Below are 14,072 nucleotides of genomic sequence, written 5' to 3' on the forward strand. Positions count from 1 at the left end.
ACTCATCCCGCTGCGAGGGCACAGACGATGAAAATACGCGCAACGGTTATTTGCGAACACGAGGGACATATCCTCTTCGTGCGCAAGGCCAGGTCAAAATGGGCATTGCCGGGCGGCAAGGTCGAACGGAACGAGCGCCCGGTCGGCGCGGCCGAACGCGAGCTGGAAGAAGAAACCGGGTTGAATGTGGACGGCTTGCTGTACCTGCAGGAGCTCAAGGCCCGGGACACCGTACACCATGTGTTCGAGGCTTCGGTGGTGAACATCGCCGACGCGCGCCCGTGCAACGAAATCATCGATTGCCAGTGGTACGCCTATGGCGCCGTGGATGAACTGGACACCACCGACGCCACCCGGCACATCGTCAAATCCTTTCTACGTCGCCTGTAATTCAGCGCTCTGCCCGCTGGCCTCGAGACCTCGCTTTACCACACCCTTCTCTTTCTGCCGTTCGACAAAGGATCTGACGAACGCGGCAGCGGCTGCATGCGCCACCGGTACTGCCATGGCTTGGCGGATGGTCATGAAGTCATCCTCGACCAGGCGCCATTGCGCGCTCACCCGGGTGCGCAGAAAGTCCCGCACCCCCGCCGCCGCATCCAGCCCTTGCGCGATAAAGCAGTCCACCGCTGCCGCCGACGTAGGCGCCCGTACCAGCTCGGCGTGCGCCACCGTACGGCTCAGGTACAGGTCGTAGGCTGCGCCTTGGCCGACGGCGATGCGTCGACCCGCTGCATCCAATTGGGCGACGTGGGTAAAGGGTGAATCCGTCGCCACGAGGTAGGTGCCCTTGATCGCCACGTAGGGTGCGCTGAACGCGATCTCCTGCTCACGCACCGGCTCGATGGCCAGGAACGCCACGCGCCAGGCATCCTCGGCCAGCGCAGCAAAGACCTTGCCCGCCGCCTCGAAAGTGATCAGCGCCAACTCGACACCCAGCTCTTCAGCCAGGGCCTTGGCCAACGCCACGGACACTCCCTGTGGCTCACCGCCCGCGCCGCGTTGCGCCAGCACCGGGTTGCCGAAGTTGATGGCGGCACGCAGCACGCCATCGGGGGCCAGTTGTTGCAGTACAGCGGGATCAATCATCGAGCGCTCCTGGGCGGGTTCGTTGCACGGTCTTGCGGATCACAAACGGCAGCACGCCGCCGTGCTCAAGGTACCCAAGCTCTTGCAACGAGTCGAGGCGCAGAACCAGCCGGTGCGTGATAACACGGCCATCGGCGCGATCGATCTGCAGGGTGATCGGGTTCTCGCCAACCTGCAGGTGTTCCAGCCCCAGGAACGTCAAGCGCTCGCTGCCATCCAGCGCCAGGTCCTGCACCGTCGTCCCGGCGCAGAACACCAACGGCAACACGCCCATGCCGATCAGGTTACTGCGATGAATGCGCTCGATACTGCGCGCCACCACCGCCTTGATCCCCAACAGGCTCAGCACCTTCGCCGCCCAATCCCGGCTGGAACCGGCGCCGTAGTTGCTCCCGGCAAACAGCACGGTGGGCGTGCCGGCGTAGCTCTGCGCGGCCAAGTACAACGGCTGGTAGTCCGTGTGGTCGGCATTCCACGCCCACACACCTGCGCGTGGTGTTTGTGTCGGGTCCAGCAGGTTGTTCAGGCGCGGGTTGGTAAAGGCCCCACGCACCATCACTTCGTGGTTGCTGCGCCGTGTCGAGTACTGGTTTAAATCCGCCTCGGCCTCTCCCCTTTCGCGCAGCCAGGCACCGGCCAGGCTCTCGGAAGGGATGGTGCCCGCCGGTGAAATATGGTCCGTGGTGACGTTATCACCAAGCACCACCAACGCCCTCGCGTTGCGCACCGACAGGCTCGCCGCCGGCACGGGTGGCACCTGCGCCAGGTACTGCGGGCGGCGCAAATAGGTGGAATCCGGGTTCCAGGCAAATCTCACGCTGGCGTCGGCCTCCAGCGCCTGCCAGTGCGGCGTGCCCTGCCAGAGCAGTTCATTGCGTTGCTGGAACAACACCGGGCGCACCACCCGCGCCACGTGCGCCGCCACCTCGGCATCACTGGGCATCAGCTCCTCCAGGTACACCGGCTTGCCTTGGGCATCCAACGCCAGCGGACTGCTGGACAGGTCGATATCAATGCTCCCGGCAATCGCATAGGCCACGCACAGCGCCGGCGAGGCCAGGTACCCGGCGGGGACTTTGGGGTTGACCCGTCCTTCGAAATTGCGATTGCCCGACAGCACCACCACACCCTTGAGGCCTTGCTCGGCAAAGGCCTCCACATGGGCCTCCAGGCTTCCGGAATTGCCGATACAGGTCATGCAGCCAAAGCCCGCCAGGTCGAAGCCCAGCGCTGCAAAATCCTCCAACAAACCCGCCACATCCAGATAGTCCGCCACCACCCGCGAACCCGGCGACAGCGAAGTCTTCACCCAGGGTTTGCGCCCCACGCCGCGTGCCCGTGCACGCCGTGCCAGCAATCCGGCCTGGATCATCTGCGCCGGGTTGGCCGTGTTGGTGCAACTGGTGATCGCCGCCATTACCACCGCGCCGTGGGTCAACGGCGCTTCAAAGGACGGCTCGAAGAACTGCTGCCCGGCCTCAGCGTGCACATGCTGATGAAACGAGGCGCCCGCCTGCGCCAGCGACTGGCGCTGATGGGGTTGGTGTGGCCCGGCCACACTGGGTTCAATCCGGGCCAAGTCCAGCTCGATCAATTCATCGAACTGCGGCTCGGGCTCGCCGGCCTGGCGCCACAGCGACTGTGCCGCCATATAGGTCGACACCTTGGCCAACAATGGCGCCGGCCGCGCACTCAATTCAAGGTAGGCAAGGGTCTCGTCATCAAACGGGAAAAACACCACCGTCGCGCCATACTCCGGCGCCATGTTCGCCACGGTGCCCCGCGCCGCCCAACTCAACGACGCCAGCCCCGGCCCGGTGAACTCGACAAACTTGCCGACCATGCTGCGCTGGCGCAGCAACTCGGTCACGCTCAATGCCAGGTCCGTCGCCGTCACACCGGCCCGCAAGGCATTGCTGACGCGAATCCCCACGACCTGGGGAAAGGCAATCGGCACCGGCTCACCGAGCATCGCCGCCTGCCCTTCGAGCCCGCCCACGCCCCAGCCCAGCACGCCGATGGCATTGATCATCGGCGTATGGCTGTCGGTGGCAACCATGCAGTCCGGGTGCAGCAGCACGCCACCCTCGGCGGCCGGGCTTTCCCATACCACCTGGGCGATGGATTCCATGTTCATCTGGTGGATGATCCCCGTCCCCGGCGGGATCACCTTGAAGTTGTCCAGGCTGGCCTCGGCCCATTTGATAAACCGGTAGCGCTCGCTATTGCGGCGAAAGTCGATGTCGAGGTTGGCGTCCACCGCGCCGGCTTCGGCGTAGTGCTCGACAATCACCGAGTGGTCGATGGTCAACACGGCCGGGATCGCCGGGTTCACCGCCGTCGGGTCGCCGCCCAGTTCCGCGACCACATCACGCATGCCGGCAAAGTCCGCCAGGGCCGGCAGGCAGGTGGTGTCGTGAAACATCAGGCGGTTGGGCTGGAATGGCACCTCGCAGTCCGGCCCGCTGCCGGTGGCTCGCGCCAGCACCGACGGCAATGAGGCCGGGGCACAGCGGGCGATGTTTTCCACCAGGATGCGCAGGCAATAAGGCAGCCGATGCAGCTGCACCGGGGTCAGCAGTTTATGCAGATCGATATAGGCGTAACGCTGCCCGCCGATGTCCAGATGGTTGAGAACGTCGCTCATAGTTGGCCGAACACCCGCTCGATACGCGCCAGGCCCCAATCCAGTTCCTCACGGGTGATGGACAACGGCGGCGCGATACGCAGCACGTTTTCATGGGTCTCCTTGGTCAGCAGCCCTTCGGCAAGCAGCGCTTCGCAAATCGGCCGTGCATCACGGTCCAGCTCCACCCCCACCCACAAACCGCGACCACGCACCTCACGGACCGCCGGGGAATTCATCCCCCGCAGGCGCTCCACCAGGTAGTGGCCCAATTGCGCGCTGTTATCGATCAAGCCTTCATCTTCCAGCACGTTAAGGGCTTCCAGGCCAACGGCCGCCGCCAAGGGGTTACCGCCAAACGTCGAACCATGGCTGCCGGCATCGAACAGGTCCATGATCGAATGGTCCGCGACAAACGCCGACACCGGCATGATCCCGCCACCCAGCGCCTTGCCAAGGATCAGCGCATCCGGGCGAATGCCTTCGTGCTGGAAGGCAAACCACTTGCCGGTGCGGCCCAGGCCCGACTGGATTTCATCGAGGATCAGCAAGGTGTTGGTGGCGTCGCACAGTGCACGCAGCTCACGCAGGAACCCGGCCGGCGGCACGCGAATACCGGCTTCGCCCTGGATCGGTTCGATCAGCACCGCGCAGGTATCAGCCGTGATGGCCTGGCGAAAACTCTCGATATCGCCAAACCGCGCTTCGGTGAAGCCGTCGCAGAACGGACCGAAGTCCGCCTTGTAGTCCGGCTCGGACGAGAAGCCGACGATGGTCGAGGTGCGCCCATGGAAGTTGTTGTCGGCCACCACGATCTTCGCCTGGTTCGCGGCGATGCCCTTGACCCGATAGCCCCAGCGACGGGCGGCCTTGATCGCGGTCTCCACGGCTTCGGCGCCGCTGTTCATCGGCAATGCCGAATCGAAGCCGCTGATGCGGCACAGCGTCTTGAGGAAGTTGCCCAGTGGCTCACTGTAGAACGCGCGTGACACCACGCTGATCTTGTCGATCTGCGCCACGGCGGCGGCGCGGATACGCGGGTGCACATGGCCATGACTGACAGCTGAATAGGCCGACATCATGTCCAGGTAGTGCTTGCCATCATCGCCAATGGCCCACACGCCCTCGCCCTTGACGATGACCACCGGCAGCGGCGAATAGTTGTGGGCGCAGAATTGGTGTTCGAGGGTGATTGCCGGGTTGGGGTGCATGGAGTGTCCTGCCTGATAAAAATCTAAAAATAGTGAGGATCTACTGCAGGCGCTGGCTTGCCGGCGATGGCGGTACGTCTGACACACCGCTATCGCCGGCAAGCCGGCGCCTACAGTGATCGCCTTTCAATTCACGCACTCAGCAGCTTGCCACTGCGGATCGGCGTGGCGCCGGAAACACGGCCCAAGGGATCGCCCGGCTTCACAAAGCGCACATCGCGGCGCATGTACAACACGCCGGTGGTGTGGCTGTTGATCGTCACGGTCTTGCCACTGTGGGGATCGACGATATCGAACAACGCCTGCCCCGCTTCAATGCGACTGCCCACTGCCGCGCGGTGCACCAGCACCCCGGCGCTCGACGCATAGAACTGCTCGCTGCCCGCCAGCGGCGTCGCCGGGTTACGCAAGGCGGGCAACGGTCGTGGGGTGCCTTCGATGGCGCCCAGGTGGGTCAGGTAATCAATGATCGCCGTGGCGTCATGGTCTGCCAGTTCATACGACACATCACGCTGGCCACGGTGTTCCACGGTCACGGCGATGCTGCTGTCGGGGATCGGGAATCGCTCGCCAAACCGCTCGCGCAGATTCACCCACAGCAGGTAGAGCGCTTCATCAAAGGAATTGGCCTGGGAATCGGTAGCCAGCAGGGTCGCTTCGGCGCCGATGTAGCGCGCCAACGGCTCGATGGTCGGCCACACCGATTCGCCGGTGTAGAGGTGCATGGCCGCTTCGCGTGAGCAGTGCAGGTCCAGCACGATGTCGGCATCGTGGGCCAGCAGCATCAGGGTCTGTTGCAGCGACTGGTATTCGTCCATCGGCTGGGCGGCGCGCAGGCATTCGCCCCAGGCTTGGCGGATCAGTTCACGGTTGGCGTCGATGTCCTGGCTGAGCAGGTGTTCGATCCGGCTGGCGATTTCCGCGTACGGCACCGGGAAACCACGGTTGTAATTGCGCCCACTGCCCAGCTCGAAGCGTCCGCTAGGCGCGCCCATGATGTATTGGCCCAGGCCGGCCGGGTTGGCCACGGCTACTAGCACGATCTGCGCATTCAGGCGGCCGGCATTTTCCAGCGCGGCCAGTTGCCGGCGCAGGTGCGCAGCCACCAGCATCGCTGGGGTTTCATCGGCATGCAGCGCCGCCTGGATATAGATTTTTCGACCCGCACCCACTGCACCGTAATGCTCGCTTTCCACGTGCCTGTGGGTACCTTGTGTCGCTTGCAGCAAGGGGTGTTGATTAAGTTTCATAACGCAGGAGTCTCGATATTCGAGTGATGGTTCTGGAGAAAAGGTGCTGTTGAAAAGAGTATCGAGACCGGGTGATCGCCTGTAAGGGCGGCCGGGGCTATCTTGATCTGCCAAACCGATCAGTTGTGATGCCGATCGGGGACAGTGTGATGAGCGGGCTTGCCCCGCTCATCACAACTAAGCCTCAGACACACGCTTACCAGAGCGCCAGGGTGTAGCCCAGCAGCACGCGGTTCTCGTTGACGTCGTTGTAGAAGTTGCCCTTGGCCAGGGCGTTGCGCCAACGCATCGACACCCCCTTGAACGGGCCGGTCTGCACCACGTAGCTGATGTCCAGATCGCGTTCCCATTCACGGCCTTCGCCGTTGAAGCCGATCACCTCGGCCGAATCACCCTTGGCATACTTGATCCCGAACAGCAGGCCCGGCAGGCCCAGGTCGGCGAAGTTGTAGTCGTAGCGAGCGTGCCAGGCGCGCTCCTTGGTCTGGGTGAAGTTGGTGAACTGGTACTCGGTGAACAGGTAGCTGATCGAACCATCCAGGTAGGTGAACGGCGTGGTGCCGAACTGCCGCTGGAAGCCGCCGCCGATGCTGTGGCCGCCATACTGGTAGGTCAGGCGTGTACTCAAGGCGCGGTTATCGACATCACCCGCGAGGCCAGCGCCGTCCTTGTCGGCCTTGAAGTAGCGCACGTCGGTCTTCAGGCTGCCCGGCCCCAGGCCAAAGCTGTTCTTGAAGCCGCCGTATTGCTGGTGGTAGATGCTGTCGAGCGCGGCGTAGTGGTAGCTGAGCAACGTGTTGGGGGTCAGCGAATAATCGCCGCCGGCGAAGCGGAACTGATCGCTCAGGGCCGTGCTTTTGTAGACCTTGCTGACCGTGGTCAGCTTCATGTCTTCGTAGTTGGTGGAATCGCGGTCCTTGGCCTGGTCCAACTGACCGAGGCTGAGCTTGAGGTTGCTGATGTCGTTGGACACCAGCTGCGTGCCACTGAACGACTGCGGGAACAGGCGACTGGTATTGGGTTGCAGGGTCGGAAGATCCGGCACCAGGTAGCCCACGCGCAGTTCGCTCTTGGCGAAGCGTGCCTTGGCGGTCACGCCGAGCTTGGAGTAGCTGTCGGAAGCGCGCTTGTCGCTGTCACGTTGCAGCAAGCCGGTGCCGGATTTGTCCGGGCTGGAGTCGAGCTTCAAGCCGAGCATGCCCATGGCGTCCAGGCCGAAACCTACCGTGCCCTCGGTAAAGCCGGACTTGATCCCCAGCAAAAAGCCCTGGGCCCATTCGGCGCGCACCGACTGGCTGGCTTCTTCGCGGTAGTCACGGTTGAAGTAGTAGTTCTTCAATTCCAGCGTACCGCTGCTGTCCTTGATGAAATCTGCGTGGGCGGCGAACGGGATCAACCCGCTGCTCACGACGCCCACGCCGGTGATGAGTTGAGTCAGGGATTTTTTCATTTTTTTAAGCTCCTGGCAGTGTCATGGTTGGGGGTTTTTATTGTTCTTCGGGCATGGCTTCGCCGTTCGCGCAAATCGGCGATTTGCGCGGCGGGTGACGTCAGTCCTGGGTTACAGCGCTAGCGGTACAGGGCCCTGGCGAATGCGGTAGCCACCGTTTTCAAGTTTCTCCAAGGGGCTGGCAGCGGCCAGCAGCTTGCGGGTATAGGGGTGCTGCGGGCGGTCGAAGATCTCGTCCCGCGCGCCCATTTCCACCACCCTGCCCTCGCTCATCACCGCGACGCGGTGGGCGATGCGCTCCACCGCCGCCAGGTCGTGGGAGATGAACAGGCAGGCGAAGCCGTACTGCGCCTGCAGGCGTTCGAACAGCTCCAGGATTTGCTTCTGGATGGTCATGTCCAGGGCCGAGATCGGCTCGTCGGCAATCACCAACCGTGGGTGGCGCACCAGCGCGCGGCCAATGGCGACACGCTGGCGCTGGCCACCGGACAACTGATGCGGGAAGCGGTCGACAAACTGCTCGGCCAGGCCGATATCCAGCAGCGTCCTGGTGACGCGCTCACGCTTGTGCTCGGCGCTCATGCCCGGTACATGGCGCAGCGGTTCGGCGAGGATGTCGCCGATCTTCATGCGCGGGTCGAGGGACGAATACGGGTCCTGGAAAATCATCTGGCATTGCAAACGGTGTTCGCGATTGCCGGACTTGAGGATGTCCACGCCCTCAAACTCGATGGCGCCGGCACAGGCTTTGTTCAGGCCAACAATCGCGCGGCCCAGGGTGGTCTTGCCGGAGCCGCTGCCGCCCACCAGCGCCAGGGTTTCGCCCGGTGCGATGCTGAGGTTGGCCGAATGCACCACGCGCTTGAACGGCGTGCGGCCCCACAGGCTGCGCGGGCCAGGGTGTTCGATGCACACATCGCGGACCGTCAGCAGCGGGCCGTCGGCCTGGGGCAAGTCCGCCAACACGCCACGGCGCGGCAAGGCTTCCAGCAGCTGGCGGGTGTATTCGGCCTTGGGCGCCAGCAGGATCTGCTCAATGGTGCCCTGCTCCACCGCACGGCCTTCGCGCATCACCACCACCTTGTCGGCGTAGCGCGCCACCAGGGACAGGTCATGGCTGATAAACAGAATCGCCGTGCCCTGCTCGCGGGTCAGGTCGAGCATCAGCTTCAACACGTCCAGTTGCGCCAAGCAGTCCAGGGCCGTGGTGGGTTCGTCGGCAATCAGCAGCGCCGGGCGCAGCAGCATCACCGAAGCGAGCATGATGCGTTGGCGCATCCCACCGGAGAACTCATGAGGGAACGCCGCCAGGCAACGTTCGGCGTCCTTGATGCCGATATGGCCGAGCATCTCCAGGCTGCGTTCGCGGATCTGCGCATCCGTGAGCTTGGTGTGCAGGCGCAGGCCCTCGGCCATTTGCTCGCCGATGCTCATGGACGGGTTCAACGATACCATGGGTTCCTGGAACACCATGCCGATCTTGGCCCCGCGCAGTTGGCGCAGTTGCTCGGGCTTGAGGCTGTTGAGGTCATGGCCCTGGAACCGCACCTGGCCGCCGCAGTGTTGCAGCGGTGGCGGCAGCAGGCCGATGGCGGCGCGGGCGGCCATGGTCTTGCCGCTGCCGGACTCGCCCACCAACGCGACGATTTCCCCCGGCGCGATGGTGAAGCTCAGGTCGTTGACCGCCAGCGGGCCGTGGGTGCCGACGCGGATTTTCAGGTGATCGACTGCCAGTAATACATCAGTCATGGTCATTTACTCATCCGTGGATCAAGGCGGTCACGCAAGGCATCGCCACACAGGTTGAACGCCAGCAACGCCATGGCGATGCAGACACCGGGAAACAGCCCCAGCCAACTGGCCGTGGCGATATACGGCCGGCTGGCCGCGAGCATGTTGCCCCAGGTCGCCGCCGGTGGCGGCACGCCCAGGCCGAGGAAGCTCAGGGAGCTTTCCGCGAGGATCGCCCAGCCGAACATGCTGGTGGCCAGCACGCACACCGGCGCCACGCAGTTCGGCGCAATATGGCGCAGCATGGTGTACAGCTCGGAATTGCCGATCACCCGCGAGGCCTCGACAAACTCCTTCTCGCGCAGCGACAACACCGTGCCGCGCACCACCCGCACCACCGACGGCGTATAGGCCAGGCTCAAGGCGAAGACGATGCCGTACAGGCTCGGACCGATGATCGCCATCAAGCCCAGGGCCAGCAGGATGCCGGGGAACGCCAGCAGCGCGTCGTTGATCATCATCAGGCCACGGTCGACCCAGCCGCGCAGGAAGCCGGCCAGCAAGCCGAGGAAGGTGCCGGCGATAATCGCCATGCTCACCGTCAGCACACTCACCCACAGGCTGGTGTGCGCGCCGATCATCAAGCGGCTCAAGACATCGCGACCGTATTCATCGGTGCCCAGCCAGTGCGCGGCGGTCGGCGCCTGCAACCGCGCCAGCAGGTTCAGCGCCAGCGGATCATGGGGCGTCCATACCAGGCCGAGCGCGGCCATGATCAATAGCAAGCCCAACAGGAACGCACCGATCAGCGCATTCAACGGCGGCACGCGCCAGGCCCTGGGGGCACGCACCGGTGCAGGCAGTAGCACCTCGGGTGCAACAGGCAGTGGCTTATTCATAACTTAACCCTGGGGTCGAAGAGCGGGTACAGCAGGTCCACCAACAGGTTGACCAGCACATAGACAAAGGTCACCAGCAGCAGGCAGCCCTGCAGCACCGGGTAGTCACGGGCGTAGATGGCATCGACCATCAGGCGGCCGATGCCCGGCAGGGTGAACACGGTTTCCAGCACGGCAATGCCGCTGAGCAGGTTGCCGAGGATCAGGCCGATAAGGGTCAGGGTCGGTGCAAACGAGTTGCGCAACGCATGGCGCCACAGCACCGCACGTTCCGACAGGCCCTTGGCGCGGGCATGGGTGATGTACTCCAGGCGCAACACCTCGATGGCACTGGCCCGCGCCATGCGGGTGATTGCACCCAGCTCCACCAGGGTCAGGGTGACGATCGGCAACACGATGAAACTCAAGGCCTGCCACGGTGACTGGCCGAACGACACGTAACCCACCACCGGCAACCAGCCCAGCTTGATGCCAAACGCATACAGCAACAGCAGGCCGAGCCAGAAACTGGGGATCGACAGCAGCAGCGTGGCGGTCGACACCACGCCAAAGTCCAGTGCACTGTCCTGCTTCCACGCCGACAGCAAGCCGGCCGGCACCGCAATCAAGGCAGCCAGCAACACCGACACCAACACAATCCCGGCACTCACCTGGAAGCGATCGAGGATCAGCGGTAGCACCGCCTCATTGGTGGTGATCGAATGCCCAAGGTCGCCGCTGAGCACCGCCTTCAACCAGATTACAAACTGCACTGGCAGCGGCTGGTCCAGGCCCAGGGACGCACGCGCGACCTCCAGGCTATGGGCGTCGGCCATGTCGCCAAGCATCAGCAGGGCCGGGTCACCAGGCACCAGGCGGATGATCGCGAACACCATCAGCGAGATCAGCAGCAAGGTCGGGACTGACATCGCCAGGCGTTGGGAGATAAAACGAAACATCCTCAATTGCTCCCGGAAGCAGGGACGCTGACGGTCCACAGGCGCGGCTTGGACACCGGCCAAGTGCGCAGGCCCTTGACGTAGTCACGGCTGGCGGCAATCGCGTTGCCGTTGTACATCGGGATCATCGGCACATCCTTGATCATCTGTTGGTGCAGTTGATCGAACAATGCCTGGCGCTTGGTAATGTCGCCTTCGCGCTGGGCTTCACGCAGCCATTCACGGGCCTGGGGGTTGTCCCAGACCTTGCGGGCTTCCTTGTCTTTGTCGCCGGTCATCGAATCGAAACTCAGGGCCGGGTCGAGGCGCTCGGAGTACGGGAACGCCATCATCTGGTAGTTGCCGCTCTGGTAGCGCTCCAGTTGCGTGCCCCACTCCAGAGTCTCCAGCTCCAGGTTGATGCCGCTGGCCTTGGCCATGGCCTGCACGAATACGCCCATGTCGAAAATCGCGGCGTAGCGTTTGTTGACGATCAGTTTGATCGGCTCGCCCTTGTAGCCAGCCTCACGCAACAATTGCGCGGTCTTGGCCGGGTCGAAGGTGTAGCCCTGGTCTTCGATGGCCGTGTGGTAATGGCTGCCGCTGGCGACCATCGAGTTGTTGGCCTTGGAACGCCCGCCGGTGAGGGCTTCGACGATTTGCGCCGAATCCAGGGCATGGGCGATGGCCTGGCGCAGGCGCACATCCTTGAGCAGCGGGTCGCGGGTCTGGAACAGCAAGGCGTTGACCGACATGGTGCCGCTGGAGGTCACGCGCACGCCGGGGTTGGCCGCCAGTTCGGTGGCGTCCAGCGGGGTGACGTCGATCAGCAAGTCGACGTTTTTCGACAGCAAGGCGGCTTTGGCGGCGGCCGGGTCCGGGATCACCAGCAGACGCACGCGGTCGAGGGTGGTGGATTTGTTGCCGGTGTAGCCATCGGGCTGTTGTTCATCGCGGGCGCTGTAGTTGGGGTTACGCAGCAGTTCGACGTATTGACCGGGCTTCCACTCGCCCAGCTTGAACGGGCCGGTGCCGACCGGGGCTTTCCAGCTGCCATCGGCGTTGAGCGAGTCCGCGGACAGGATGCCGCTGCCGCCACACTCCGGCAGTGCGGTACTGGTAAGGAACAGGCCATTGGGCTTGTCGAGGGTGAACACCACGGTGAGTGGGTCCGGGGCGCTCATGTCGACGATCTTGGCGCCACCATGGCCATCGAATTCAGGCGCGCAGCGCCATTGGGTCTTGGGGTCGAGGAAGCGCTTCCAGGTCCACAGCACGTCAGCGGAGGTCAGCGCCTTGCCATTCTGGAACTTCACCCCGTCGCGCAGGTGGAAGGTGTAGCGCAGGCCGTCGTCGGACACCTGCACGTCCTTGGCCAGCAGCGGGCCGACGGTGGCGTCTTCACGAAAGGCCACCAGCCCTTCGGTGAGGTGCATGATCACCGCGTCGGAGTTGGTGTCACGGTTCACACCGGGGTCGGTGCTGCGGATATCGGCGTTGAGCGCCACCTTCAACACACTTTCGGCGTGGGCAGTACCCGCCAGCGCCGCAGACAAAGCGCCTGCCAGGATTAAAGTCTTGTTCATGGATAAATGCACCTTAAATGATCCTTACGCTTGGGGTTCGGACGCTGGCAGGACCCAAAAAGAGGCACGGCCGAACACCTGGATAGTTGTTGTTGTTTTAGTCGCCTTCACGGTCGGCGAATGTTCCTGGACCGATCTTATTCTTCACGCGGCAAGCTTGAGAAGAACGCTCCAGGTGATCAGGCTCGGCTTTTCCGATCACCTTCCGAGCCGTTCACAACCTGCCCCCAGCCTACCGAAAAATCAGGGCCCGGAGCCGTTTGCGCGCGTTCAGAAATATTGAACCTGATCGGCCAAACCGATCTGTGCGCACCTGGAGGCATCAGATAAGCTGGCGGGTATTCAATGGTTCAAATGCTCAAACCCGAGGCCGTCCTTCATGACACTCACCCATCTTCGTGCGTTCTGTGCCGTGGTCGAAAAAGGCAGTTTCCGCTCTGCCGCGCGCCAGTTGGACGTGGCGCAAAGCACCCTGACCCAATCGATCCAGACCCTCGAAAAAGAACTCGGCGTGGTCTTGCTGCAACGCTCGAACCAAGGCATCAACCTGACGTCGGCTGGCGAAGTGTTCCTGGTGCGCGCCCGTTCCATCACCCTCGATTGCGAACGCGCGCTGCTCGACCTGCAACCCTGGAAAGGCGAGCCCGAAGGCCATATCGACCTGGGCGTGACCTCCGAGCCCCTGGCCGAGCTGCTGGTGCCGGTGCTGAGCAACTTCACCCAACGCTTCCCGCGCCTCCAGGTGCACGTGGCCAGCGGCACCACCAAGGGCCTGGTCGAAAAGGTCCGCGATGGTCGCCTGGATTTCGTGCTGTGCCCGCTGGCACCGAATGTCACCGATATCGACCTGTCCATCGACCGTCTCTACAGCTCCAGCGCCGGCATTATCGCGCGCAAGGGCCATCCGTTGGGCCAGGCCAGATCGGTGCGGGAACTGGTGGACTGCCAATGGATCAGCGTGCGCTCCACCGGTGTCATCGGTGGCGCGGAAAACCGCCTGGTCCAGCTGTTCCGCACCCAGGGCCTGGCGCCGCCGAAGATCGCGATTACCACCGACTCGCTGCTGGAAACCCTGCACATCGTCTCGGAAACCGACTACCTGACCATCGAACCGCGCATGCTGCCGGGGATGAAGCTGTTTTCCAGCGCACTCACCACCATCGCCATCGAAGAACCCCTGGCACCCCGTGATGTGTGCCTGATCAGCCGCCGTTCAGCGCCCCTCACCGGGGTCAGCCAGGAACTCACCAGCATGCTGATTTCCTATTCCCGGCTGGTACACCGCAGCCGTTGATCGCCACCCTTGCCGAGCC

At 63.5% G+C, this 14,072-nt stretch carries 11 protein-coding genes; 2 read left to right on the plus strand and 9 right to left on the minus strand.

Annotated elements, in window-relative coordinates; all coding sequences use genetic code 11:
• Window positions 1-27: 27 nt before the first annotated feature.
• A complete protein-coding gene (locus NTD80_RS00780) occupies window positions 28-390 on the plus strand; it encodes an NUDIX hydrolase (RefSeq protein WP_065906369.1) in 363 nt (120 codons plus the stop codon).
• Here the strand turns inward: NTD80_RS00780 and NTD80_RS00785 are convergent.
• From NTD80_RS00785 to NTD80_RS00825, 9 genes are all read right to left on the minus strand, one after another.
• On the minus strand, window positions 376-1,089 hold the full coding sequence (locus NTD80_RS00785) for a transporter substrate-binding domain-containing protein (protein WP_262131714.1): 714 nt from the start codon (window positions 1,087-1,089) through the stop codon (window positions 376-378). The genes NTD80_RS00780 and NTD80_RS00785 overlap by 15 nt on opposite strands.
• Entirely contained in the window at window positions 1,082-3,736 is a 2,655-nt protein-coding gene (gene acnA, locus NTD80_RS00790) for an aconitate hydratase AcnA (RefSeq protein WP_262131715.1), read from the minus strand. Before acnA ends, NTD80_RS00785 begins: the two co-directional genes overlap by 8 nt.
• Entirely contained in the window at window positions 3,733-4,926 is a 1,194-nt protein-coding gene (gene rocD, locus NTD80_RS00795) for an ornithine--oxo-acid transaminase (RefSeq protein WP_262131716.1), read from the minus strand. Before rocD ends, acnA begins: the two co-directional genes overlap by 4 nt.
• Before the next feature lie 131 nt (window positions 4,927-5,057).
• Window positions 5,058-6,176, minus strand: coding sequence for a succinylglutamate desuccinylase/aspartoacylase family protein (locus NTD80_RS00800; protein ID WP_213550723.1), 1,119 nt, complete (start codon window positions 6,174-6,176; stop codon window positions 5,058-5,060).
• Between the two features lie 196 nt (window positions 6,177-6,372).
• Window positions 6,373-7,626 carry an OprD family porin gene (locus NTD80_RS00805; protein WP_065906358.1) on the minus strand — a complete coding sequence of 418 codons (1,254 nt, stop codon included), beginning with the start codon at window positions 7,624-7,626 and terminating at the stop codon, window positions 6,373-6,375.
• 111 nt (window positions 7,627-7,737) lie between these two features.
• Window positions 7,738-9,381 (minus strand): ABC transporter ATP-binding protein, encoded by a 1,644-nt coding sequence (locus tag NTD80_RS00810; RefSeq protein WP_106804203.1) that lies wholly within the window; start codon window positions 9,379-9,381, stop codon window positions 7,738-7,740.
• Window positions 9,378-10,256 carry an ABC transporter permease gene (locus tag NTD80_RS00815; protein ID WP_016977188.1) on the minus strand — a complete coding sequence of 293 codons (879 nt, stop codon included), beginning with the start codon at window positions 10,254-10,256 and terminating at the stop codon, window positions 9,378-9,380. Before NTD80_RS00815 ends, NTD80_RS00810 begins: the two co-directional genes overlap by 4 nt.
• Window positions 10,253-11,194, minus strand: coding sequence for an ABC transporter permease (locus NTD80_RS00820; protein ID WP_065906353.1), 942 nt, complete (start codon window positions 11,192-11,194; stop codon window positions 10,253-10,255). The genes NTD80_RS00815 and NTD80_RS00820 overlap by 4 nt, the downstream gene beginning before the upstream one ends.
• A gap of 2 nt (window positions 11,195-11,196) precedes the next feature.
• On the minus strand, window positions 11,197-12,759 hold the full coding sequence (locus tag NTD80_RS00825) for an ABC transporter substrate-binding protein (protein WP_262131720.1): 1,563 nt from the start codon (window positions 12,757-12,759) through the stop codon (window positions 11,197-11,199).
• 379 nt (window positions 12,760-13,138) lie between these two features.
• Between NTD80_RS00825 and NTD80_RS00830 the strand changes: the two genes are divergently transcribed.
• The gene (locus NTD80_RS00830; RefSeq protein ID WP_262131722.1) at window positions 13,139-14,053 is read left to right on the plus strand and encodes a LysR substrate-binding domain-containing protein; all 915 of its coding nucleotides are present in this window, start codon (window positions 13,139-13,141) and stop codon (window positions 14,051-14,053) included.
• Window positions 14,054-14,072: the final 19 nt, after the last annotated feature.

Origin of the sequence: Pseudomonas sp. 13B_2.1_Bac1 (assembly GCF_025466155.1) — a bacterium.
Classification (GTDB): Bacteria; Pseudomonadota; Gammaproteobacteria; order Pseudomonadales; family Pseudomonadaceae; genus Aquipseudomonas; species Aquipseudomonas aylmerensis.

Excerpts from the sequence above, each read along its gene's own strand:
- NTD80_RS00780 (WP_065906369.1), top strand. The coding sequence starts at position 28 with ATGAAAATACGCGCAACGGTTATTTGCGAACACGAGGGACATATCCTC.
- NTD80_RS00785 (WP_262131714.1), bottom strand. The coding sequence starts at position 1,089 with ATGATTGATCCCGCTGTACTGCAACAACTGGCCCCCGATGGCGTGCTG.
- acnA (WP_262131715.1), bottom strand. The coding sequence starts at position 3,736 with ATGAGCGACGTTCTCAACCATCTGGACATCGGCGGGCAGCGTTACGCC.
- rocD (WP_262131716.1), bottom strand. The coding sequence starts at position 4,926 with ATGCACCCCAACCCGGCAATCACCCTCGAACACCAATTCTGCGCCCAC.
- NTD80_RS00800 (WP_213550723.1), bottom strand. The coding sequence starts at position 6,176 with ATGAAACTTAATCAACACCCCTTGCTGCAAGCGACACAAGGTACCCAC.
- NTD80_RS00805 (WP_065906358.1), bottom strand. The coding sequence starts at position 7,626 with ATGAAAAAATCCCTGACTCAACTCATCACCGGCGTGGGCGTCGTGAGC.
- NTD80_RS00810 (WP_106804203.1), bottom strand. The coding sequence starts at position 9,381 with ATGACCATGACTGATGTATTACTGGCAGTCGATCACCTGAAAATCCGC.
- NTD80_RS00815 (WP_016977188.1), bottom strand. The coding sequence starts at position 10,256 with ATGAATAAGCCACTGCCTGTTGCACCCGAGGTGCTACTGCCTGCACCG.
- NTD80_RS00820 (WP_065906353.1), bottom strand. The coding sequence starts at position 11,194 with ATGTTTCGTTTTATCTCCCAACGCCTGGCGATGTCAGTCCCGACCTTG.
- NTD80_RS00825 (WP_262131720.1), bottom strand. The coding sequence starts at position 12,759 with ATGAACAAGACTTTAATCCTGGCAGGCGCTTTGTCTGCGGCGCTGGCG.
- NTD80_RS00830 (WP_262131722.1), top strand. The coding sequence starts at position 13,139 with ATGACACTCACCCATCTTCGTGCGTTCTGTGCCGTGGTCGAAAAAGGC.